Annotated in this window: 20 protein-coding genes and 1 pseudogene; 9 read left to right on the top strand and 12 right to left on the bottom strand. The window is 63.8% G+C overall.

Features of this window, described 5'->3' with window-relative positions; all coding sequences use genetic code 11:
* Genes FJ543_RS07560 through FJ543_RS07550 form a run of 3 tightly spaced genes read right to left on the bottom strand, consistent with a single transcriptional unit; the run spans position 1 to position 5796 of the window.
* Positions 1 to 3336, bottom strand: a complete 3336-nt coding sequence (locus FJ543_RS07560) for an error-prone DNA polymerase (RefSeq protein WP_140874550.1) — start codon at positions 3334 to 3336, stop codon at positions 1 to 3.
* Positions 3333 to 4811 (bottom strand): DUF6504 family protein, encoded by a 1479-nt coding sequence (locus tag FJ543_RS07555; protein WP_140719708.1) that lies wholly within the window; start codon positions 4809 to 4811, stop codon positions 3333 to 3335. Before FJ543_RS07555 ends, FJ543_RS07560 begins: the two co-directional genes overlap by 4 nt.
* Positions 4753 to 5796, bottom strand: coding sequence for a hypothetical protein (locus FJ543_RS07550; protein ID WP_140874548.1), 1044 nt, complete (start codon positions 5794 to 5796; stop codon positions 4753 to 4755). Before FJ543_RS07550 ends, FJ543_RS07555 begins: the two co-directional genes overlap by 59 nt.
* 178 nt (positions 5797 to 5974) lie before the next feature.
* Here FJ543_RS07550 and FJ543_RS07545 point away from each other — a divergent pair, with 178 nt between their 5' ends.
* The 3 genes and pseudogenes from FJ543_RS07545 to FJ543_RS07535 all read left to right on the top strand — a co-directional run bounded on the left by FJ543_RS07545 (position 5975) and on the right by FJ543_RS07535 (position 7211).
* Positions 5975 to 6397, top strand: a complete 423-nt coding sequence (locus FJ543_RS07545; RefSeq protein WP_140618287.1) for a metallopeptidase family protein — start codon at positions 5975 to 5977, stop codon at positions 6395 to 6397.
* 203 nt (positions 6398 to 6600) lie between these two features.
* Positions 6601 to 6920: pseudogene (locus tag FJ543_RS07540) on the top strand (type II toxin-antitoxin system RelE/ParE family toxin).
* 9 nt (positions 6921 to 6929) lie between these two features.
* On the top strand, positions 6930 to 7211 hold the full coding sequence (locus tag FJ543_RS07535; RefSeq protein ID WP_015314988.1) for an XRE family transcriptional regulator: 282 nt from the start codon (positions 6930 to 6932) through the stop codon (positions 7209 to 7211).
* A gap of 18 nt (positions 7212 to 7229) precedes the next feature.
* On the opposite strand, the gene FJ543_RS07530 is transcribed toward FJ543_RS07535, so the two are convergent.
* Both FJ543_RS07530 and FJ543_RS07525 read right to left on the bottom strand, forming a co-directional pair.
* Positions 7230 to 7436: a DUF1737 domain-containing protein gene (locus FJ543_RS07530; RefSeq protein WP_015314987.1), complete on the bottom strand. Its 207-nt coding sequence runs from the start codon at positions 7434 to 7436 to the stop codon at positions 7230 to 7232.
* Positions 7437 to 7473: 37 nt separating this feature from the next.
* Positions 7474 to 8361, bottom strand: a complete 888-nt coding sequence (locus tag FJ543_RS07525; protein WP_140618286.1) for a CoA ester lyase — start codon at positions 8359 to 8361, stop codon at positions 7474 to 7476.
* Positions 8362 to 8646: 285 nt separating this feature from the next.
* Between FJ543_RS07525 and FJ543_RS07520 the strand changes: the two genes are divergently transcribed.
* From FJ543_RS07520 to FJ543_RS07505, 4 genes are read left to right on the top strand one after another with little or no spacing between them, the layout of a single operon-like run.
* On the top strand, positions 8647 to 10185 hold the full coding sequence (locus tag FJ543_RS07520) for a DUF4173 domain-containing protein (protein ID WP_140874546.1): 1539 nt from the start codon (positions 8647 to 8649) through the stop codon (positions 10183 to 10185).
* 3 nt (positions 10186 to 10188) lie between these two features.
* Positions 10189 to 10881 (top strand): response regulator transcription factor, encoded by a 693-nt coding sequence (locus FJ543_RS07515; protein ID WP_015314984.1) that lies wholly within the window; start codon positions 10189 to 10191, stop codon positions 10879 to 10881.
* Positions 10872 to 12488 (top strand): ATP-binding protein, encoded by a 1617-nt coding sequence (locus FJ543_RS07510; protein ID WP_140874544.1) that lies wholly within the window; start codon positions 10872 to 10874, stop codon positions 12486 to 12488. Before FJ543_RS07515 ends, FJ543_RS07510 begins: the two co-directional genes overlap by 10 nt.
* Before the next feature lie 27 nt (positions 12489 to 12515).
* Positions 12516 to 13682: an FAD-binding oxidoreductase gene (locus FJ543_RS07505; RefSeq protein WP_015314982.1), complete on the top strand. Its 1167-nt coding sequence runs from the start codon at positions 12516 to 12518 to the stop codon at positions 13680 to 13682.
* 233 nt (positions 13683 to 13915) lie between these two features.
* On the opposite strand, the gene FJ543_RS07500 is transcribed toward FJ543_RS07505, so the two are convergent.
* The 5 genes from FJ543_RS07500 to FJ543_RS07480 form a co-directional block, all read right to left on the bottom strand.
* Positions 13916 to 14653, bottom strand: a complete 738-nt coding sequence (locus tag FJ543_RS07500) for a DUF72 domain-containing protein (RefSeq protein ID WP_140874542.1) — start codon at positions 14651 to 14653, stop codon at positions 13916 to 13918.
* A gap of 67 nt (positions 14654 to 14720) precedes the next feature.
* Positions 14721 to 15212, bottom strand: a complete 492-nt coding sequence (locus FJ543_RS07495; protein WP_140874539.1) for an SRPBCC domain-containing protein — start codon at positions 15210 to 15212, stop codon at positions 14721 to 14723.
* A 41-nt stretch (positions 15213 to 15253) separates the two neighbouring features.
* Entirely contained in the window at positions 15254 to 15700 is a 447-nt protein-coding gene (locus tag FJ543_RS07490; protein ID WP_140660427.1) for an SRPBCC family protein, read from the bottom strand.
* Positions 15700 to 16017, bottom strand: coding sequence for a metalloregulator ArsR/SmtB family transcription factor (locus FJ543_RS07485; RefSeq protein ID WP_015314978.1), 318 nt, complete (start codon positions 16015 to 16017; stop codon positions 15700 to 15702). Before FJ543_RS07485 ends, FJ543_RS07490 begins: the two co-directional genes overlap by 1 nt.
* Positions 16018 to 16098: 81 nt before the next feature.
* Positions 16099 to 16539 carry a GNAT family N-acetyltransferase gene (locus tag FJ543_RS07480; RefSeq protein ID WP_140874537.1) on the bottom strand — a complete coding sequence of 147 codons (441 nt, stop codon included), beginning with the start codon at positions 16537 to 16539 and terminating at the stop codon, positions 16099 to 16101.
* Between the two features lie 153 nt (positions 16540 to 16692).
* Here FJ543_RS07480 and leuD point away from each other — a divergent pair, with 153 nt between their 5' ends.
* Together leuD and FJ543_RS07470 are read left to right on the top strand one after the other, a co-directional pair.
* Positions 16693 to 17298 carry a 3-isopropylmalate dehydratase small subunit gene (leuD, locus tag FJ543_RS07475; RefSeq protein ID WP_140874535.1) on the top strand — a complete coding sequence of 202 codons (606 nt, stop codon included), beginning with the start codon at positions 16693 to 16695 and terminating at the stop codon, positions 17296 to 17298.
* Positions 17299 to 17349: 51 nt separating this feature from the next.
* Entirely contained in the window at positions 17350 to 18285 is a 936-nt protein-coding gene (locus tag FJ543_RS07470) for a hypothetical protein (RefSeq protein WP_015314975.1), read from the top strand.
* Between the two features lie 615 nt (positions 18286 to 18900).
* On the opposite strand, the gene FJ543_RS07460 is transcribed toward FJ543_RS07470, so the two are convergent.
* Together FJ543_RS07460 and FJ543_RS07455 are read right to left on the bottom strand one after the other, a co-directional pair.
* Complete coding sequence (locus FJ543_RS07460) at positions 18901 to 20310, bottom strand: tetratricopeptide repeat protein (protein WP_140874533.1); 1410 nt, start codon at positions 20308 to 20310, stop codon at positions 18901 to 18903.
* Positions 20301 to 22136, bottom strand: a complete 1836-nt coding sequence (locus FJ543_RS07455) for a tetratricopeptide repeat protein (protein ID WP_181173938.1) — start codon at positions 22134 to 22136, stop codon at positions 20301 to 20303. The genes FJ543_RS07460 and FJ543_RS07455 overlap by 10 nt, the downstream gene beginning before the upstream one ends.
* Positions 22137 to 22485 lie beyond the last annotated feature (349 nt).

Genomic DNA, 22485 nt, shown 5'->3' with positions numbered 1-22485 from the left:
CTACTGAAAATTACGCCCTTTGGGCATGACCCTCTCCGCCTCTTCCGACAGCGTTGCGAGATCCCGTCCGTCTTTCAGCATCGCGGGCCGAATTGCGGGTTGGCCGGAGCGGTCCGAAGGATCGGCGGCCGGCAGTGCGGCCGCACCGACCTTCTCCAGCAGCACGGTCAGCCAGGGCGTCAGGTCCTCGATCTTCTCGGCGACGATATGGACGACACCTGATTCCGAATGCAGTTTCCCGGTGACCTTCACAAACCGGGCACCCATGACGATGGGCCGGAAACGGGTGAAGGTCCTTTCCCAGAAGATGACGTTGGCGACGGCCTTGTCGTCTTCCAGCGTGAGAAAGATCGCGTTGCCCTTGCCGGGGCGCTGGCGCACCAGCACCAGCCCGGCAACGGAGACCCGCCTGCCGTCGCGCACGGAAGGCAGGCTGGCATTGGGAGTGATGCCGGCGCGGTCGAGCCGCTCGCGCAGGAAGGCGACCGGATGCGCCTTCAGCGACAGGCCGAGCGAGCGGTAGTCATGGATGACATGCTCGCCGAGCGGCATTTTCGGCAGCTTCGTCTCGGGCTCCAGCTCGCGCAGGCTGAGCGCCGGCTGGTCGAACAGCGGCAGCTTCTCGGCGGCACTCTTGCCGTCGAGCGCGCGGACCTCCCATAGTGCCGCGCGGCGGTCGAGGCCGATGGAACGAAAGGCGTCGGCTTGCGCCAATTTCTCGATCTCGTCGACATTGAGGCCGGAGCGCAGCCAGACATCCCGGACCGTCGAGTAGCCGGCGCCGCGCCGCTCGACGAAAACCTCCATGCGTTCCTTGGAAAGTCCCTTGATCTGCCGGAAGCCGAGCCGCACCGCATGCTGAGTCTCGATGACACCGCGCATTTCGGCATGGCGCGGCAGGATGCGGGCCGGGTCGAAAAGCGCCTTTTCCAAAGTGCAGTCCCAGACGGAGAAATTGACGTCGACCTCGCGGATGTCGACGCCATGGTCGCGGGCATCACGCACCAGCTGCGCCGGCTGATAGAAGCCCATCGGCTGCGAATTCAGGATAGCGGCGCAGAACACGTCCGGGTAGAAGGTCTTGAACCAGCAGGAGGCATAGACGAGCAGGGCGAAGGAGGCGGCGTGGCTTTCGGGAAAGCCATACTCGCCAAAGCCCTCGATCTGCTTGAAACAGCGCTCGGCGAAGTCCTTTTCGTAGCCTCGTCCTGTCATGCCGTCGATCATCTGCTGGCGATAATTGCCGATCGTGCCGGTGCGCTTGAAGGTGGCCATGGCACGGCGCAGTTCATCGGCCTTGCCCGGTTTGAAGCCGCCGGCGACGATGGCGATCTTCATCGCCTGCTCCTGGAACAGCGGCACGCCCAGCGTCTTGCCGAGAATCTCTTTCAGCTCCGCCTTGGGATATTCGGGTTTTTCCTTGCCTTGCCGCCGGCGCAGATAGGGGTGCACCATGTCGCCCTGGATCGGGCCCGGTCGTACGATCGCCACCTCGATGACGAGGTCGTAGAATTCGCGCGGCTTGAGACGCGGTAGCATCGACATCTGAGCACGCGATTCGATCTGGAAGACGCCGAGCGTATCGGCACGGCAGATCATGTCGTAGACACGGGAATCCTCCTTGGCGATCGTATCCAGGGTCAATGGCCTGCCATAATCGTCTCTCACGCCGTAATGGGTCTCGAGCAAAGTGAAAGCGCGCTGCAGGCAGGTCAGCATGCCGAGCGCCAGGATATCCACCTTGAGGATTTTCACCGAATCGAGATCATCCTTGTCCCATTCGACCATCTTGCGCTCGTCCATCGCCGTCTTGACGATGGGGACGATCTCGTCGAGCCGGTCCCTGGTGATGACGAAGCCGCCGACATGCTGGGAGAGGTGGCGGGGAAAGCCCATGATCTCGTTGGCGCGTTCCATCACATGCCGTGACACCGGATCCCTGCGGTCGAGGCCGCCGGCCCTGGCTTCCTTCTCGCCGAGTTCCGAGGTCGACCAACCCCAGATCGAGCCGGAGAGAGACGCCCTGACATCCTCCGAAAGGCCCATCGCTTTCGACACTTCGCGCAGCGCCGAACGGCCGCGATAGCTGATGACGGCGGCGGCGAGTGCCGTGCGTTTGGAGCTGTATTTCGTATAGATGTACTGCATCACCTCTTCGCGCCGTTCATGCTCGAAGTCGACGTCGATATCCGGCGGCTCGTTGCGTTCCTCGGAAATGAAACGCTCGAAGAGCGTGTCGATCTTGTCCGGCCCGACCTCGGTAATGCCAATGCAGAAGCAGATAATCGAATTGGCCGCGGAGCCGCGGCCCTGGCAGAGAATGCCTTCGCCTCGGGCGAATTTGATGATGTCATGGACGGTCAGGAAATAACGGGCGTAATTCAGCCGCTCGATCAGGGCGAGCTCTTCCTGGATTCGTTTTATCACGCTGGCGGGGATACCGCCGGGAAAGCGCCGGGCCGCACCTTCCCGAGCCAGTCGCTCCAGCTCCGCCTGCGGTCCGAGACCCGATTCCGTCGGCTCGTCGGGATAATTGTACTGAAGGTCGCCGAGCGAGAAGGTCAGCTCTTGCGCAAACCGCAGCGTCTCCGCCAGCGCTTGCGGATACCGGCGGAACAGGCGCGCCATTTCCAGCGGCGGCTTCAGATGGCGTTCGGCATTGGCGGTCAGTTCCAGCCCCACCTCGGCGACCGGAACATTGAGGCGGATCGCGGTCAGCACGTCCTGCAGCGGGCGCCGTTCGGCCGTGTGGTAGAGCACATCGTTGGTCGCCATCAGCGGGATGCCGGTGCTCTCGGCGAACGCCGCCGCCTGCTCGATCCGGAAGCGATCATGGCCGGCATAACAGGGTGAGACGCCGAGCCGCAGGATCCTGCCGAAGCGACCCCTGAGTTCACGGAGCAAAGCCAGACTGTCTTGCGCGCCGGCCGCCAGATCGGGCAGGACCGCCAGCGACATCCGGTCCCCCCATTCGAGCAGGTCGTCGCGCCGGAGCAGGGTGGCGCCCTTTTCGGTCTCGTCACGCAGATTGGCCTGGGTGAGCATGCGGCACAGATGGCCCCAGCCCGCACGGTCCCTGGGATAGGCGAGAATGTCCGGCGTGCCGTCGCCAAAAACCAGCCGGCAGCCGGGATGGTAGGCAAGCTTTTCGACCTTGGCCTGCTGCCAGGCGCGCACCACGCCGGCGACGCTGTTGCGGTCGGCGAGCCCGATCGCGGAGAAGCCCATGAGCTTGGCCGCGACCACCAGCTCCTCGGGTTTGGAGGCGCCGCGCAGGAAGGAGAAATTCGACTGGATGCCGAACTCCGCATAAGGAATGACGGTCAGCGCGTTCATGCGAAGACCCCATGCATGAACCAGCGCGGCGGGGTTTGCGAGACGCCGCCGTAAAGGCCTTGCCGGTAGAGCCAGTAGCGGCGGCCACCGGCATCCTCGATGCGGAAATAATCGCGTGTCGACGCCGCCGCGTCGCCCGGCGCCTCGCGCCACCATTCGGCGGCGATGCGCTCCGGCCCTTCGGCGCGCGTCACACGGTAAAGCGCGCGGCGCCAACGAAAATGCAGCGGCGGTCCCTCCGGCATTTCGGTGGCCGGCACCTCGATGGGCTCGGGCGAACGGAACAGCCGGATCGGTCGTTCCGGCGGGAAGATGGTCATCGGCGCCTGCATCCTGTCCGGCTTCTTGGGTGGTGTGGTCCGGCGCGGGGCTTCGGTGAAGGGAATGACGGCGACGGCGCGTTCCGGCAGGTGGCTTTCCACGGGAACCGGCTGCAGAACCGCGCCCTCGCCGAGGCGGGCGCGGATACGGTCGGCGAACAGGGCGATGTCGGCGCCGTCATCGGCCGCTTCGCCGGTCAGATCGGCCTGCTGCATGTCGAAAGCGGCGACGGCCAGCACCGAGAGGCGCACCAGGTCGAAGCCAAAGCCGGCATCGATATGCTGCTCGAGTGCCGCCAGCCTTTCATGGAACAATTTCCGGATCAGCAAGGGTTCGCGCATCGGCCGCGAGGTGCCGAGCGCGATGCGGCTGACGGCGCCGTCGACGCGAAAAAGCAGTAGCGCCAGGCTCCTTGCGCCTTCGCCGCGGCGTTCGAGGTCGGTCTTCAAGGTCGTCGCCAGCATGCCCACCAGCCGCTCTATCTCCTCCGTCAGCGTGACGGGCTCGGCGAGATGACGCTCGACCGAAAGCGGCGCGACGGGAAGACGCGGTGAGATCGCCTCGTCGAGACGGCCAAGCGCCTGGTCGAGGCGCTGGAGCAGCAAAGCGCCGAAGCGGCGGGCGAGCGGCGCGCGCGGTGCCGCCATGACGGCACCCGCCGTGCGCAGCCCCACGCTTTCCAGGCTGGTACGGGTTTCCGGCGCTATGCGAAGGGCGGCCAGCGGCAAGGGCGCGAGCAGGGCTTCCTCCTCGCCTGATGGAACGATGCGGTCGCCGCAAAAGCGGGCCGCCGCCCAGGCCGCCCCGGGCGTGCCGGCAAGCCCGGCGCGGACGTCGAAACCCTGCTGGAAGAAGCGCGACAGGATTTCGTCCAGCATGGCGCGTTCGCCGCCGAACAGATGGGTGCAGCCGGTGACGTCGAGGAACAGGCCGTCGATGCCGTCCAGCGCCACCAGCGGCGTGTAGCGGTCGCACCAGTCGGCAAGGCCCTCGAGCAGGCGCCGGTCGGCCTCCGGATCGGCTTCGACGATGTCGATCGACGGATGCATGGCGCGCGCATCGGCAATCCCCATGTCGCGCTTCAGGTGCAGCGCCTCAGCCCGCGCGTCGAGGGCCGCGATGCGCTGCGCGTTGCCCTGGCGATGGCTGATCACGAGCGGTGGATGAGATGGCTGCGGATGATCCGGCGGCCGGGAACGCCAGGATTTCCCCAGACGCTGCCGCAGGATCCTTTCGGTCGCGAGATAGGGAAACCACAGGGACAGGATTCTCTGCCCATTCGTTGCTTGCCCTGCTTCTTTCCTCGCCCCTTCTTTCATCGAATCTGCATTCATCGGGGTTCCACTCCAGTGTGAATTGTCCAGGCAGGGCCGTGCGGCTCTTGCCGATGCTGATGGTGAAGGCCGGGTGACCGATCGAGCCGGCGAGCGGCCCGGCGACTGTTTCGCGCGGCACGGCCGGCGCCGAAGCGACAATCAGACGAACAGGCGCCGCCGTCGGTTCGGGCTCGGCCGCTTGTCGCAGCAGGAACACCGGCCGGCCGGCACCTTGCGCCCGCGCATGCAGGCGGCGTGTCGCGGTCAGGTCCAGCCGCTGCGGATTGCCGCGGATCTCCAGGATGACGGCTGCAAGCGCGGTCATGCGGGCCGCCTCCTCGGCGATCCACAGCGCATCGACAAGCCTGGGCGCCTCGGAAAACAGCAATTGCTGGGGCTCGATGCCGAACGAGGCATGCAGCCCCCTGGCATAGGGAAAGCCGGCCTCATGGAAAATTTCCGATGTCCCGATCCACAGGATGGGCAGCCCCTGCGCCTGGTTGAGGATCAGGCTGACGATCGACAGGGCGAAACCGGCGACGGCGCCCGCATCGCGGGTTTCCAGGCCATGGATTTCGGTCAGGGCGGCTTTCGGCAGGCCGCCGCTGAGCGCGGCATCGAGCCGCTCGATGCCGATGGGCAGGCAAGCATCCGGCAAGGCCGCGGCAAGGCCGCGCCGGACGATCGTCAGATCGCTGCCGGCGTCAGCATCAAGGGGCGCGCCAGCCGGCGCCTGCAGGCGCTCGGGCAGTGTTCCCTCGATCTTCGCGATCTGGCGGCGCAGGGCAAAAACAGTCTCCCGCGCCACGGCGGTCATCGCCATGACGGTCAGCTTTCACTCACAATTGTTCCTGTTATGTTCCTATAGATTCCAGAGGGGATCGGAAGAGTCAAGCAGGCTCATCAAGGAATTTATTCCTCTTCTTGCGCGACGCCGGGGTACAGGCGTCATTTGCCTAGACCAGCGCGAAAGCCTATATGCCGGGATCAAAGGACAAAGCATGGCCCGCATCTACAAGACCCGCACCTGGCATGGTGAACTTGCGCCCTCGATGGAGGAATTGGAGTTCCTTGCCCTGGAGGCCTACGCCCACCTGCCGGAGGATTTTCGCAAGCTGACCGGCGAGATCGTCATCCAGATCGCCGAGTTCCCGACCGACGAGATCATGGACGACCTGTCGCTGGAAACGCCGTTCGACCTGCTCGGCCTGTTCGAGGGGCGCGGCATCGCCGAACGCTGGAACCCGCAGACAGGCGAAGGCCCGAACCGCATCACGCTCTACCGCCGCGCCATGCTCGACTACTGGGCCGAAAACGAGGAAACGCTGGGCGACATCGTCACCCACGTACTGGTCCACGAGATCGGCCACCATTTCGGCCTGTCGGACGATGATATGGAGAAGATCGAAGAGGCGGCTGAATAGCCCGTACCTTCGTCTTCCTGCTCTATGCCGCTTCGCTTCTTGCTTCGCCCTAGGTGACGAAGAGAGAGGTTACCGCGCTTCCCTTCTCAGTCGATATCCCTAACCATGTTGGTCTCAGCATGGTCGGTGAGCCGCCGCTATGGTCATCGATTGGCCGGATCACCGCCTTGCGCAATTATACAAGTTTTGATATAAATCCACCAATGCCAGTAACAAAGCGCTTAGAGTTTCTCGGAGATTCTCTTGCCCAGCTCCGGGATTTTCCAGAGGCGGCACGCAAGGAAACGGGCGTTCAGCTGCATAAGGTGCAGCTCGGACTAGAGCAAGCGACTGGAAGCCGATGACGACGGTCGGCCCAGGTGTGCGGGAAATCCGCGTCCGCGACGCCACCGGCGCGTTCCGGGTGCTTTACGTCGCGAGCATAGGCGACGCTGTCTATGTGCTGCACGCCTTCCAGAAGAAGACGCAACAGACAGTGAAACGAAACTTGGATCTTGCCGCATCCCGGTTCAGACAAATCTAGTGGAGGACGATGGACCGTCAGAGTTTTGAAAACGTGTGGGACGCACTGGAGGAGACTCCGGCCGAGTCCGCCAACATGACCATGCGCTCCAACTTGCTGATCGCTATCGAACAGCGGGTGCGGAGTTGGGACGTTACCCAGGCCGAAGCAGCCAACCGGCTTGGGATTACCCAGCCACGCCTTAGCGACCTCCTGCGGGGCAGGATCACGAATTTCAGTCTGGACACGTTGATCAATCTTGCCGCGCTGGCCGGACTTACCGTGCGTCTTGATATTGTCGAGGCCGCCTGATGCTCTCCTTGCCAGCGGCTACCAGTCGCTGAGCTTCGTATCCGGCCCGTATTCCTGGCCATCGACATCCTTCACCACGGCCTGGCCGCAGCGCATGGTCTTGGTCTTCTTGTCGTAGGCGTAGGTCGGCGAGCCGAACAGGTGCCAGCCCTTGTTCAGCGCCGCCGTCACCTTATGGCAGAAGCTGGCGTCGTCCGGGGCGGTGAGAAAGCGGTAGAGTTTCATCGTTCAATTCCTGTCGTGTATCCCAAATCGGCGAATATCATGCGCCGATGGCGGCCGCTTTCGCCAGAAGTTTCTCGGCCTGCGCCAAGTGCAACCGCTCGACCATCCTGCCATTCAGCGCGATGACCCCCTTGCCACTGTTTTGCGCAAGCGCGAAGGCATCCTTCACCGCGCGCGCCTCGGCCAGCGCCTGCGCCGACGGAGCGAAGGCACGGTTGGCCGCCTCGACCTGCGATGGATGGATCAGCGTCTTGCCGTCGAAGCCCATGGCGGCTGCCTGCGTGCACTCACGCGCGAACGCATCCGGGTCGCGGAAATCGTTGAACACCCCATCGAGCATGTCGATCCCGCCGGCGCGTGCCGCCAGCAGCATCTGCATCAGCCATGGCAGCAGATAGGCGCGATCCGGCGTCGCCAGCACGCCGGTATCCTTGATCAGGTCATTCGTTCCGGCGATGAAACAATCCAGGCGTGAGGCGGGGTCGCGGCCGAGTTCGGCGATGGCGCCGATGTTGAGCATGGCCTTGGGCGTCTCGATCATCGCCCATAGTTTCACGCTGTCCGGGGCAAAATTATCGTCCAGCACATCGCCGACTTCGAGCACGTCACGCGGCGTGTCGACCTTCGGCAGCAGGATGCCGTCCGGCTCCGCCTTGGCCACGGCCGCAAGATCGTCAGTGCCCCATTCGCTGGACAGCGCATTGACGCGTACCACCATCTCGCGTCGCCGGCCATTGGCATCAGGGCGGTTGGCGAAAATGCCGGCCAGTTTTTCGCGCGCGGCGATCTTGTCGGCGGGGGCGACGGCGTCCTCGAGGTCGATGATGACGGCGTCGCAGGCAAGCTGCGCGATCTTGGCCAGCGCCTTGTCGTTGGAGGCCGGGACATAGAGCACGGAGCGGCGCGGGCGGTAGATTTCGGTCATGCCAGATCTATGCCGTGTGTGATTGGTCGAGGCAAGCCGCCAGCCCTGCACGAAAACTGCACGCGCCTGCCGAAAACCTCCTCCGATCCGCCGCATCGCTTTCCTGCAGGCCTGCGACACAGGCGGCATGCACAAGCGAGCAAAACCCCGTCTGCCTTACCGACTGCGCAGCGAAGGCTGGTGGCTGGTCGACCCGCAACGCGCCAACCCCGCTGCAATTCCCATCCCATTTGTCCGCAAGAGCCCGCCGCCATCGCGAAGGAACGCCATCAGGAAGATCAGGCCGTGACCTCTTTCTTCCGCGCCGCGCCAAGCTATTGCAGCCGCTTCGGCGTCGCCGTGCTGCTGGTCGCGATCGCCGATTTCCTGTTCTACGGCCAGCCCGCCGGGATCACGGTTCTGCTGTTCGCCACGCTGCTTGCCGCAGCGGTGGTTGCCGTGCATCCCGCCGCCTTCAGCGACGGCAAGATGTGGCTCAAGTCGGCCGCCTTGCTTGTTGCGCTGTTGCCGCTCGCCGAGACTGTCAGCCCCTTGTCCGTCTCGGTCGCGCTTGCCGCGCTGGTGGCGTTCGCGCTTTCGCTGAGCGGCCGCCCGTGGCACAGCATGGCGCGAATTGCCGGCCAGATCGTGCTGTTCGGACTGGCGGCGCCGTTCCGGTTCCTCGGCGATTTTCTCCTCCAGTGGCGAAGAGCGGCGCGGCGGTTCGGCGGACATCGCATAAGGCTGGCGGCAATCGCGGTCTGGGTAATGCCGTTGACGCTGGGCGCGGTCTTCGTCGCCCTTTTCGGTGCCGCCAATCCGGTCATCGAAGACTGGCTGTCGCTGATCGACGTCTTCAAGCTGCTCGACCTGATCCAGCTGACGCGGATTGCCTTCTGGCTATTCGTGCTTGCCGGCGTCTGGGCCTTTCTGCGGCCACGCCTGCCGCGCTTTCAGCGCCGCATCGCCAGGCCTAATCACCATCCTGCCGATGCCCAGCCAGCGGCCGACCGGTACGCCGTCGAGGACATCGTCTTCGGCAAGGCCGCCATCCTGCGCGCGTTGATCGTCTTCAACATTCTGTTTGCGCTGCAGAGCGGGCTCGACGCCACCTATCTATGGGGCGGGGTCGCGCTTCCCGATGGTTTGAGCTACGCCGCCTACGCGCATCGCGGCGCCTATCTCTTGATCTCCACCGCGCTGCTGGCCGCCGGTTTTGTCCTTGCGGCGCTGAGGCCCGGCAGTGAAACATCGGCCGACCCGCTCATCCGCCGGCTGGTCTATGCCTGGGTGGCACAGAACATCATGCTGGTCGTCTCGTCGGTCCTGCGGCTCGACCTCTATGTCGGCATCTATGCGCTGACTTACTGGCGCGTCGCCGCTTTCGTCTGGATGGGACTGGTGGCGGCCGGCCTTGCGCTGATCGTCGCCCGTATCGCGCTCGGAAAATCCCGTGAATGGCTGCTCTCCGCCAATCTTCTGACGTTATCCCTAACGCTTTATGCCTGCTGTTTCATCAACTTCGCAGCCATGATCGCCACCTACAATGTCGACCATTCCCTCGAAATGAGCGGACAAGGCATCCCGCTCGACGCCTGGTATCTCCGATCGCTCGGGCCGGACGCGTTTCCAGCGCTCGATCGCTTCTTCGATCCTCAGCGCGGGACGGCCAATGCCGGTGCCGTCGGCGAACTGGCAAGGTTGCGCGGTGTCGATGAAGGCTGGTATCGCGGCCTGCAGGAAAACTGGCGAAGCTGGAGCTTCCGCGACTGGCGCCTGCTTCGCTATCTCGACAACAGGCGGCCTATTGTTCCCAGCGCCGCGGAACCCGTGCCGGATCGCTAATCCATGCCGCATCACATCCTCGTCGCCGACGATGACCCGCATATCCGCGAAGTGATCTGCTTCGCGCTGGAAAAGGCCGGCATGAAAACGGCTGCCGTCTCCGATGGCGCCGCCGCCCTGCAGGCAATCGAACGAAGCACACCCGACCTTGTCGTGCTCGACATCGGCATGCCGGAGATGGACGGGCTGGAGGTCTGCCGGCGGCTGCGTCACACATCAGACGTGCCGGTGTTGTTCCTGTCCGCGCGCGACGAGGAGATCGACCGCATCCTCGGGCTCGAAATGGGTGGCGACGACTATGTCACCAAACCGTTCAGCCCGCGCGAACTTGTCGCCCGTGTCAACGTCATCCTGCGCCGCGCCCGTCCGGCGGCGCCGGAACTGGCCGACGACAGGCAGTTCGCGCAGGGAAAGCTCACCCTGGCGCCGGCCAGCCACGCGGCCGCCTTCGACGGCAAGCCGCTCGCCCTGACGGCGATCGAGTTCTCGATCCTGAAAGGGTTTCTGGCGCGGCCCACCCATGTGCTCGACCGCGACGCGGTGATGGCCAACGCCTATGCCGGCAAGATCCATGTCGCCGACCGCACCGTCGACAGCCATATCCGCAATATCCGGGCCAAGCTGGCGGCCGTGGGGTGCCCGGAGGTCATCGAGACCGTGCACGGCGTCGGCTTCCGGCTCGGCCGATGCGGCTGACGACATCAAGCAAGTCGATTGGCAGCAAGTGGGTCGGCCGCAAATGGCGGCCGCGCCTCGCCACGGTCGTCGTCGCCATCCTGATCCTGGTGATGTCCCTGCCGCTGGTCGGCCTGTTCTTCTTCCGCCTCTACGAGAACCAGCTGATCCGCCAGACCGAGGCAGAACTGATCGCACAGGGCGCGGCCATTGCCGCCATCTATGCGCAGGAGGTCCGCGACGCCGGCATTTCACCGGAAAAGCTTGGCGTGGCGATGCCGCCGGCCAATGGCTATGCGAGCCGAGGCGCCAATCTCGATTCGCCCTATCGGCCGATCGAGCCGCGGCTCGATCTCGCCTCGGACTACGTGCTTGCGACCCGGCCGGCGGGGATCCCCACCACGGTCGATCCCGCTTTCGCCACGATCGGCGCGCGGCTGGCGGGCATTCTCGACGCGACGCAGAAGACCACGCTGGCCGGCTTCCGGCTGCTCGATCCCCAGGGTGTGGTGATTGCCGGGCGCGACGAGATCGGGCAGTCGCTTGCCGGGGTCGAGGAGGTGCGCGCAGCACTTGCCGGGCGCTATGCCAGCGCGCTCCGGCTGCGCATCCCCAACCAGCCGGCGCCGCCGCTCTATTCGGTCAGCCGCGGCACCAAGGTGCGCGTCTTCGTCGCCCTGCCGGTGACCGTGAGCGGCCAGGTCGCCGGCGTGGTCTATGTCTCGCGGACGCCCAACAACATCATAAAACATCTCTATGGCGAACGCGGCAAGGTGACGGCGGCGGCGATCGCCATTCTCGGCGGCACGCTGCTTATCGGCCTCGTCTTCCTGCGCACCGTCAGCCGGCCGATCTACGCGCTGATCGACCGCACCCAGCGCATCGCCGCCGGCGAGCGCGACGCGATCCGGCCTCTCGACCACCATGGCACGCGAGAAATGGCGGAGCTTTCCGCCGCCTTTCTCGACATGGCCGAAAAACTGCAGGCGCGCTCGGACGCCATCCAGACCTTCGCCACCCATGTCTCGCATGAACTCAAATCGCCGCTGACGGCGATCCAGGGCGCGGCCGAACTGCTGCGCGATTCAGGCTCGGCGATGGACGATGACGAGCGGCGGCGCTTCTCCGACAATATCGTCACCGATGCAGGGCGGCTCAACCTTTTGGTCCGGCGGCTGCTCGACCTGGCGCGGGCCGAAAACCTCGCACCCAGCGGCGAAAGCACCTCGGTCGGCGCGGCGCTGGCCCTGCTTCCCGTCGACACCAGGCTGGCGGTTGAAGTCAAGGCCGGTGGCGACGTGGCCTTGCGCATCTCGGCCGAGAACGCGGCGATCGTGCTTGCCAACCTCATCGACAATTCCGCCGGGCACGGCGCGACGCTGGTTTCGATCACCGCTGCAAGCGCAGGCGGCAAGGCGACCGTGCTGGTCGGCGACGACGGCGCCGGCATCTCGCCAAGCAACCAAGCGCGCATCTTCGAGCCGTTCTTCACCACGCGACGCGATACGGGCGGCACCGGCATGGGGCTTCGCATCGTGCTGGCCCTCCTGAAAGCGCATGATGGTACGATCCGGCTGGTTGACTCCGAGCGCGGCACGCGCTTCGAGATCACTTTGCCGGTCGCGTAGATTGCGGACGGCGGATCGGAGAAAAAAGTGCGCTACGACATCGTCATCATCGGCGGGGCCATCGTCGGGTCCTCGATCGCCTACTATCTGCGCGAGGAAGGGTTTTCCGGCTCGATCGCGCTGATCGAGCGCGACCCGCAATTCGCCCATGCGGCGACGACGCTGTCCATGGCCTCGATCCGCCAGCAATTCTCCATTCCGCAAAACATCCGCCTGTCGCAGTTCACGCTAAAACTGTTCCGGCGGCTGAAGGAAGAATTCGGCACCGACGCCGATATCGGTTTTCGCGAGGGCGGCTATCTCATCCTTGCTGGCGAGGCCGGGCTGCCGATCCTGAAAGCCAACCACGAAGCGCAGGTCGCCGAGGGAGCCGACATCCTGCTCGAGGACGCCGACCAGCTGACGCGCCGCTTCCCCTGGCTGTCGGCCGAAGGCATCACCGCCGGCGCCTATGGCCGGACCGGCGAGGGCTGGTTCGACGCGCATGCGATGCTGATGCTGTTTCGCAAGGCGTTGCGGCAGAAGAAGATCGACTTCATCAGCGCGTCGGTCACCGGCGTCGAGCGGCAGGGTGACCGCGTCACCGGCGTCAGCCTCGACAATGGCGATCGGCTCGAGGCCGGCACCGTCATCAATGCCGCCGGGCCGAATGCTGGCAAGGTCGCCGCCCTTGCCCAGCTTTCGCTGCCGGTCGAGCCGCGCAAGCGCAACGTCTTCGTGTTCGACGCGCGGGACAAATTCACTGACATGCCATTATTGGTCGATCCCTCCGGCATCTATGTCAGGCCGGAAGGCTCGGTCTACCTCACCGGCGGCGCCGAGCCGGAAGAGGGCGACGGCCCGGCCGACCCCGGGGACTTCGACGTCGACTGGCCGCTGTTTGAAGAGGTGATCTGGCCGGTGCTGGCAACCCGCATCCCGGCCTTCGAGGCGATCAAGGCGACGCGCGCCTGGGCCGGGCACTACGATTACAACACGCTGGACCAGAACGCCGTGATCGGCCCGCACCCGCAAGTGACGAATTTCCTGTTCGCCAACGGTTTCTCCGGCCATGGCCTGCAACAGGCGCCGGCGGTCGGCAAGGCGCTGGCCGAACTGATCGTGCATGGCGGCTACCGGACGATCGACTGCTCGGCATTTGGCTACGCGCGTGTCGCCGAAGGGCGGGCCTTCCGGGAATTGAATGTGATTTGAGGTCAGGGGCTGCCTCGCGGGTTTGCCAGGCGCTCAGTTTCTTCGTCATTCCAGGGCGGAGCAGGAGCGAAGCGACGTCGCGGAGACCCTGGAATCCATGCCGTTACCGTTGTCGTAGTGTTCTAACGGCGCAGAACGAAGGGGGTGCCGATTTGCGCGTATTGTCGCGACAAGTCGACGTCGCGGCATGGATTCTAGGGTCTGCGCCGCGTCGCTGCGCTCCTTGCTTCGCCCTAGAATGACGAAGTCTGGGCGTCAACCTTGAGCGCGTTGCCCAGCGCATTGCCTCCGGCCGTGTTGTCGAAGATTCCCCAGACCTCGGCACCCGAAGCGGCGGCGGCCTCGACTTGCCGGCTGAACCGGTCGAGGCTGTCGGCATCGTAGTCGGAATAGTAGACGCGCGGCGCGCCGTGCCAGCGGAAATAGGCGAGGCCGGGCCAGCCGCCCGGCATCGCGGCAGATGGCACTGAAGCGGGGTCGGCGGCAACGCGTCCGATCCGGCGAACGGCCAGAAGCGCTTCAGCCTCTGCTTCGAACCAGCTGGGATGGCGCGGCTCGCAGACCAGCCTGGTTTCGGTTCGGGTGTCCACCATGTCGAAGAAATCGCTCGCGACATCGGGCTCGAAGGGCAGGCTCGGCGGCAGCTGCACCAGAAGCACGCTGAGCTTTGCGCCGAGACCTTCGACCTCTTGGAGAAAGCTTTGCAAAGGGTCGTTGCAGTCCACGAGACGGCGCTCATGCGTGATCGCCTTCGGCATCTTGACCGCGAAGCGGAAATCCTGCGGCACGGCGTGTGCCCAGCGTTCGTAAGTCTCGCGACGGTGCGGCTTGTAGAAGGACGTGTCGATCTCGACGATCGGAAAGTGCCGGGCGTAGCGTTCGAGATGCGATCCGGATTGTGGGAAATTATTCTTGTATCGTGTCGGAATGCCCCAGCCAGCCGTGCCTATGAAACATGCCTGTTTTCCCATGCAAGGGATGTGGACCAGAAGAGGCATGGGTCAAGGCGTGCGGAGGGTGCGTGACGACGCTCGCCGATCAGGCCGCAGCCAGCCTACCAGCCTCGACATGCGCCTGCAGCCAGGCCAGCACCCGGGCCCAGTCCTCGGCATGTTCAGCCGCCGCCTCTTGCCGCCCGCCAAAGCCGCCATGGCAGATGGTGACGCGCGTGCCGTCGGCGATAGGCTCCAGCAGCCAGGCGACCCTGGTTTGTCGCCGGCCAAGCGCGGGATGGTCCCAGCCATGGGCCCACGTCTGCACGATCCGGCGCGGTGTTTCGATTTCGAGGAATTCGCCGCCGGCCGGCAGGTCCCTACCGCCGGCCGTGCGCACGACAACAGTCCAGCGGCCGCCGACGCGAAGGTCGGCCGACCAGTCGGCCATCCGGTAGGTATCGGCTGACCCCCACCATTGCTCGGCTTCCTTGCCGACCAGCGCCCCGAAGACGCGTTCGGGAGGCGCGCCGATCTCGGCCGATGCCATGATCGTCTCGCCATTGGTCATGCTCCGCACCCTGAGAGCGTGCATCATCGATGCCTCCACGTGAAATTTGTTCCGCTAGCGAAACGAGTTCAAGCTTTCGATGGCGGACGCTCGAATCCCTTGCCGGTCTCGAGCAGACTCTTCAGGCTGGCCAGCACCAGCGGCCAGCCCTTGGCGACATTGCCGATCAGCCTGTGCGGGCCGTCCGCCTCATGGGTGACGGCAAGTTTCATCAGCTCGCCGTCGGGCTCGATGGTGAAGGTGCAGCGCGTGTAGCCGTCTTGCCTGATCTCGGGCATCCATTCATTGCGCCATTTGATGACCAGGCGTCGTGGCGGGTCGATCTCGAGAATCTCGCCACTGTCGGCGACACGGCCGTCCGGGAAGATCAGCTTCCAGCTGGAGCCCACTTTCCAATCGCTCTCCTGATAGGAGCAGAGGAAAAACTGCCGGTTGAACTCCGGGTCGGTCAACGCCTCCCAGAGTTTCTCCGGCGTGGTGCGGATATAGGTCACGTAAACGAAGCTGTTGCTCATCAGTCTTCCCTTTCGAGGCGTTTCTTCAGATCACTCAATGCATCAAGCCGGTGGCGCTCGAATTTGCCGATCCAGCGTTCGGCGATCTCATTGATCGGAACCGGGTTGAGGTAGTGCTCCTTCTCTCGGCCCCGGCGGATGGTGGTGACGAGGTTCGCCTCTTCCAGGATCGCCAGGTGCTTGGTCACCGCCTGGCGGGTCATGGCCATCTCCGCGCACAGCGCATTGAGCGTCTGTCCGTTCCTGGCATGCAGGCTGTCCAGCAATTGCCGGCGTGTCGGGTCGGCCAGGGCGCGAAAGACGGCATCCATGCTCATGGCTTTAATATGCAACCATTTGGTTGCATGTCAAGCGACAAGGTCGCTCACCGTTGACGATGGATGGATCACAGAGGAAAGTCAGCGCTGGCGGGAGATCCAGAAGGCGTCGGGCACGCGCTTCATGCCGATGCGTTCATAGAATCCGACAGCGTCCGGCATGGAAATCAGGCTGATGGCGACCGACGGTCCGAGCTGCCGGGCCACCTCGCCCATCAGTCCCTTGCCGATACCCAACCCTTGCGCCTTGGCCGAGACGGCAAGATCGCTGATGTAGCAGACCCAGGAAAAGTCGGTCAGGCAGCGGGCAACGCCAATCAGCGGCGGGGCTTCCATATCAAGACCGGCCATGTCGAGACGGGCGGTCACGATCAGGTTGGCGCCCTCCAGCATCGCCTTCAGTCTTGCCTCGTCGTCGACGGGCCGGGCTTCGCCGAGACCGGATTCCACCAGCACCCGGCGGAATTCGGGAATGCCGAGCGCCGGTTCACGCGCATAGAGAACGTGGGAGTTTTCCACCATTGGACCAGACTGCACCATCGGGCGGTGAATTCGAAGCTGTTTTGCGCAGCGCCCTTGTGCCGGCGCGCACGAACAGTTGCCTTTTATTTGCCCGCGGCTTTGTGTAAACCGAGCCTCAGCAAATCCCCCGCAACGAAAACACGGGCCAAAGCCATGGAAAAATTCACCAAGCTCACCGGCGTCGCCGCTCCCCTGCCGATCGTCAATGTCGACACCGACATGATCATCCCGAAGGATTATCTCAAGACGATCAAGCGCACCGGGCTTGGCACCGGCCTGTTCGCCGAGATGCGCTACAGGGACGACGGCTCCGAAAATCCGGATTTCGTGCTCAACAAGCCGGCTTACCGCAAGGCGCAGATCCTGGTTGCCGGTGACAATTTCGGCTGCGGCTCGAGCAGGGAACACGCGCCATGGGCGCTGCTCGATTTCGGCATACGCTGCGTCATCTCGACCTCGTTCGCCGACATCTTCTACAACAACTGCTTCAAGAACGGCGTGCTGCCGATCACCGTCAGCCCCGAGGACCTGGAGAAGCTGATGGACGACGCATCGCGCGGCTCCAACGCCACCCTGTCGATCGATCTCGAAGCCAAGGAAATCCGCGGTCCGGACGGCGGCGTGGTCACCTTCGACCTCGACGACTTCAAGCGGCACTGCCTGCTCAATGGGCTCGACGATATCGGCCTGACCATGGAAAAGGCAGGCGCCATCGCCTCGTTCGAGAAGAAGAACGCCGAACTGCGCCCCTGGGCCTGAGCGGCCGCCAGGACCGGGTCCTTTCCGGGCCGGGTCGAGGGAGGGACAGTCATGAGACATCAGCTTCTTGCCGGCGTTTGCGGGCTGGCCTTGTTGCTGGCGCCCGCCGCGAGCGGGCTCGCGCAGACCCAGACGCCCGCCGCGCAACAGGCGCCGGCGGTGGAAAAGCCGGCCACCGATCAGGATGCGGGAGCCAACGCCGCCGACGCCGCTGACGACGACAAACAGGCGCCGGTGCCGTTCGAAGGCGGCCACCTCACCATCACGCAGCCGGAGCAGGACGGCGAGAAGGTGCTTGCTTATGACGGTAAGCAGCTGGCCAGCAATTACGATCTCTTCTTCGACAAGATTGTGGAGGTTGGCGGCATCAAGGTGGCCCTGTTCGATGTTGGCGATGGCGGCAATCAATGCGGCCCGGCGACGGTGATCGTCTGGAAGCCGGAAGGCGGCGCCATCCAGAGCACCAAGGTTGAGCAGGACGAGTGCGGAGCGCCGCCCGCGGGAGTGTCCGACAACGCCATCTATTTCGTGCCCTATCTCCTGCCGGGGGACCAGAAGCCGGCGCTGCAGTGGTCGCCGACGGATGGGCTGACGATTTCGGGCAATCTCACCTACATGCCCGAACCCGGCACCGACTGGAAAGACATCGATCCGGAAAAGTACCAGAACATCATCGACGCCTTCCACAATGAGGCTGTCTACAAGGAAGCCGAAAAGCTGCTCGGCAAGGACATGCCCGATATGGCGACCAGCCTGCTGGTCGGCGGCGGCACGGAAAAGACCGCGTCCGGCGCCTTCTTCGCCAGCGGCTGCGTGCCGCATGATTGCGGCGGCAATGACGGCTTCATGGCCGTCGACCCGGCCAAACACCAGCTCTATTTCGCCCGCCGCGGCGACAATGGCCAACCGAACGCCTGGCCGGCGCTGGCGACATGGCCGGCCGATGTGAAGGAAGCGCTGGACAAGGCGCTGGGGTCGGCGAACTAGCGCTGTCGCCAAGCGCGACGGTCTTCCGTCGCCATTTCCCGACGGAGGCTACGATGCAGAATCAGCGACAAGTGACAGCAGCCGGGCTGCTTCTCGGTGGCGGCTTGCTGACACCGACCCTCGCCCGGGCGGCTGCTCGGCTCAACCACTGGCGGGACGGTTCGCGGCGACATTGAGCGCGGGCGATATCGACGCCTTCTCCGAACTGTTCGCCGACACCTATGTGAATCATCAACAGAGCGCCGCGGCACCGCCGCCGGCCAATGTCAGTCCGAAACAGGCGACGGTCGCTTTCTTCAAGGCGCGGCTGACGGCAATGCCGGATCTCAAAGTCGTCACGGAAGTCGTGGTCGCCGACAAGGACCATGTGGCCGCGAGCTTCGTCTACAGCGGCACACAAGGTGTCTATTTCGGTGTCGCACCGACCGGCCGGACGCTGCACTTCACCTCCTGCGACATTTTTTCGGGTGGAAGACGGTCGCATCATCGGCATTGGGCATGGGTGATATCGCAGGCGTCCTGGCGCAACTGCGAGCCTGATTCATCACCGGCTCACCGTTGTGAGCCCGCCATCGGACCAGTCGGACGACCTCCATGCAACTCCGACGGACAAGCTTATTTCGCTTCGAGGCTGAGCGCTTTCTTGCGGTCGGCCTCGGCGCGTTTGTGGTTTCCCTTGGCTTCCCATGCTTGGCTTCGCGCTTGATAAGCGGCAGCGAAATTCGGCTTCATCCTTATTGCTTGGTTCAGATCGGCAATGGCGCCATCATAGTTCGATTGGCGAACGCCGATCGCTCCTCGGCCGAAGTAACCGAAAACGTTATTGCGATCGAGGCTGAGCACAGTCTCGAAATCGGCAAGTGCTGCTGCGTCTTCTCGCCGGGCCATTCGGAACATGCCTCGACCGGCATAGCTCCTGGCGTTCGTTGGATCAAGACGGACGGCTTTGTCGTAATCCGCCACCGCTCCGTCATAATCCCCTTGATATTTGAGGTTGCGGCCGCGATCGCCATAGGTCTCGCCAATGTCGGGGTTGATCGCGATCGCAAGGCTGAAATCGGCAATGGCCTGAGCATAATCGCCCTTTATCTCCCAAAGGAAGGCGCGGGCCACATATGCGTCCCGGAATGCAGGGAACAGGAGGATTGCCTTGCCATACTGCGCGATGGCGCCGTCATAGTCATTTTCGTTATCCAGCACCCCTCCCTGCTCGAAAGCCACTCTGGCTGCAGGTGGAATAGTGTAGCCACGATCGGTCAAAGCCTTTAGATTCTTCGGCTCAGGCCCAACGGCACCCGATGCAGCAGCGTCTTTTGCCTTCGCGGCCAGAGCCGTAATGCGCTCGGTCACATAGCTGACATTGTAAGGATCGAATTTTATCGCCTGATCGAAATCGGCAATGGCGCCCTCATAGTCATTCATGTCGACTCGTGCCATGCCGCGCCCGAAGTAACTGGCTGCATTTTTCGGGTCGATCTTAATCGCCACTGAGTAGGCCGCGATCGCCCGCTCGGCGTCGCCCCTGGCGCTCCAAGCCGACGCGGAACAGACAAATGCGTCGCTCGCTTCCGGGTCAATCTTGGCGGCCTGGCTACAATCCGCCAAGGCTCCGTCAACATCGCCCGACATGGTCTTGGCGATGCCCCGGAAAATCCACGCCGACTCTAAGTTTGGGAGGAGATCGATCACCCGATCATAGTCGGCGATCGCTCGACTGTAGTTGCGTTTTGCGGCCCAGGCCTTGCCGCGACCGAAATAGGCGAACGGGCTATTGGGGTCGAGGGCGATCGCCTTCTCATATTGCCCGATGGCTTGCTCGTATTTTCCGGCACCCGAGAAAGTGTCGCCGTTCTGCACTGCGCTCAGGACGCCCGGGCGAGCCGCCTGAGCCAGCTCCGTTATCTTTGACGCGGGCAGCTTTTCGGTTGGCTTTGCTTTACCCTGGCTGAGTTGCCGGGCCAGGATTTCAACCCCGGCCGCGACGGAGGGTTTCGGCTGTTCCACCCTCGGTGGAGTCAACTGCATGCTTTCGCCGCTTGCAACCTGCTCGTCGCAAGCTCCTGCCCATTTCGGATCGAGTTCGACCGCGTGACGGCAATCCGCCGATGCTCCGGCCTTGTCCCCGTTCGTCGCCCTCGCTCGCCCTCGCGCAGATAGGCTTCAGCATTGTCGGGATCGAGGCGGATCGCAGTGGCAAGATCGATGAGCGCGCTGTCGGCGCTATATTCCGCGAGACGCGCCTTGGCGCGCTCGATCAGGACTTTCGCAGCTGCCGGGTTCCTGGTCCCTCCCGCAGCCGACTCGGCTGGTTCGGCCGACGCATGGTCGTTGCAGGAACCCGTTCGCCTGGGGTCGAGATCAACGGCGCGCCGGCAGTCCTTGGCGGCGACGGCGTCGTTCCCTCGCGATGCCTCGGCGATCGAGCGGTTGTAGAAGGCGTCGGCATTGTAGGGGTCGCGTTCGATTGCAAAGTTGAACGAGTCTATCGCGTCATTGAGATTTCCACGCGCCTGTTGCTCCAGGCCCCGCTTGAGCGTCGAGGCCACGATCTCGGAATGATCCACCTTCTTGGGGTATGGCTGAAACGGCTCATACGTTGGAGGCTCGGCAGGCTTCGCCGCTTGCATCGCGGCTGGGTTGGAGGTGTCGGCGGTCTCGGGACCCTGATTGTCCTCCGTGTCTGGTGCCTGCAGTACGGGTTGCCCCTTCGCCCTGCGCTTGTCGAGCTGGACGCGAAGCCTTTCGTTGCGGTAGCCCACGTTGGCCGGATCGAGCGCGATTGCCTTATCCAGATCGGCGAGTGCCTTGTTGGGATCGCTCGTCTCCCAGACAAGCGCCCTCTCAAAATACGGTTTTGGATCGTCGGCACTGATGGAAATCGCTTTGTCGAGGTCGGCAAAAGCCTCCTTTGAATTGCCGATTCGAGCCATAGTCATCCCGCGCACGCGATAAGCCTCGGCGTTGGCCGGGTTGCGGCGGACGGCTTCATTCAGATCGGTGAGCGCGCGGGTATAATTCTTCTTTAAGCCCCAGCTCTTGGCGCGATTGAAGTAGAAAGCGGAACTTGTTGGATTGAGCCGGATAGCCTCGTCGAATGCAGCGATGGCGCGGGTATGGTCGCCCTTTTCCTGCCACCCCACTCCAATCGCATTTTGAGCAGAAGCGGGGTTTGAGCCGGGGCCGCCGTCGCGCGGGTCGCCGAGAGCTTTCACGATCAGGTGGCTGCAAGCGCGTCCTTTGCTCACGTCGACGCCAGCTATGTACTTGCAGTCGGCTTCAGCGCGCTTGCGCTCGCCCTTCGCGATCCACGAGCGGACGCGGTCTTGATAAGGCGCGACCGGGTCGGTACGGACGCTCTCCGCTTTGTCATAGTCGGCTTGGGACCGCGCCGCGTCGCCCTTGTCTTCCCATTGGACACCGCGCACGCCATAGGCGATCTCGTTGGCGGGGTCGATGTCGATCGCCTTGTCGCACTCGGCAATAGCGCGATCATGCTCGCCTCCTTTGCCGAGTGCCCTGGCGCGATAGGCGTAGAGGTTGGCGTCGTTCGGCGTGAGCGCGATCGCGCCCGTATAGTCCGCCACGGCTCGGTCGAAGTCCCCCTTGCTCTCCCAGGCAATGGCGCGGTTGGTAAAAGCGCGCACGTAAGTCGGATCGAGCGCTATCACCTCATTCATGTCAGCGATGACATGGTCGATATCATTCTTTTGCGTATAGGCAAGGCCACGCCAGAAATAGGCATTCACGCGCAGATCGGGTATCTCGCTGCTGTCCTCGGCGATGGGCGTGCAGGCGGCGATCTGCTGGTCGGCGCCAACCTTGCCGTCGCTGAAACAGGTGGCGTAATCCATGCCCGCGCCAAGCGCCGTAGAGCCAAGCCCGGCCTGGGCCGCCATCGCTGTCAAGACTACCACCGGCACGCGCGAAAACCGTACCACGAAGGCGCGAGCGAGCGCGACGGTGCGGCTTGACATAATGATTCCTCCCCCCGGAGTGACCGCGTCTGCTCTCGCGGATACATATATAGTTCTCTTTTTGTTCCTGAATGCAAGCAGAAATTGTGGCGGCGGTTGACTTTGCCGATTTCCCTTTGTGGCGTCCGGGCACAAGCTGGCCCGTCGAGGCCACAGTTTCTGCACCGCCGATCCATCCGCATTGGCCCATGGCAGGATCGGTTTTTCCCCGCAGACTAGCTGCAAC

It is taken from the genome of Mesorhizobium sp. B2-5-7 (assembly GCF_006440875.1).
Lineage (GTDB): Bacteria > Pseudomonadota > Alphaproteobacteria > Rhizobiales > Rhizobiaceae > Mesorhizobium > Mesorhizobium australicum.
Note: the sequence above shows the minus strand (reverse complement) of the source record. Positions and strands in the feature narration are given on the sequence as shown.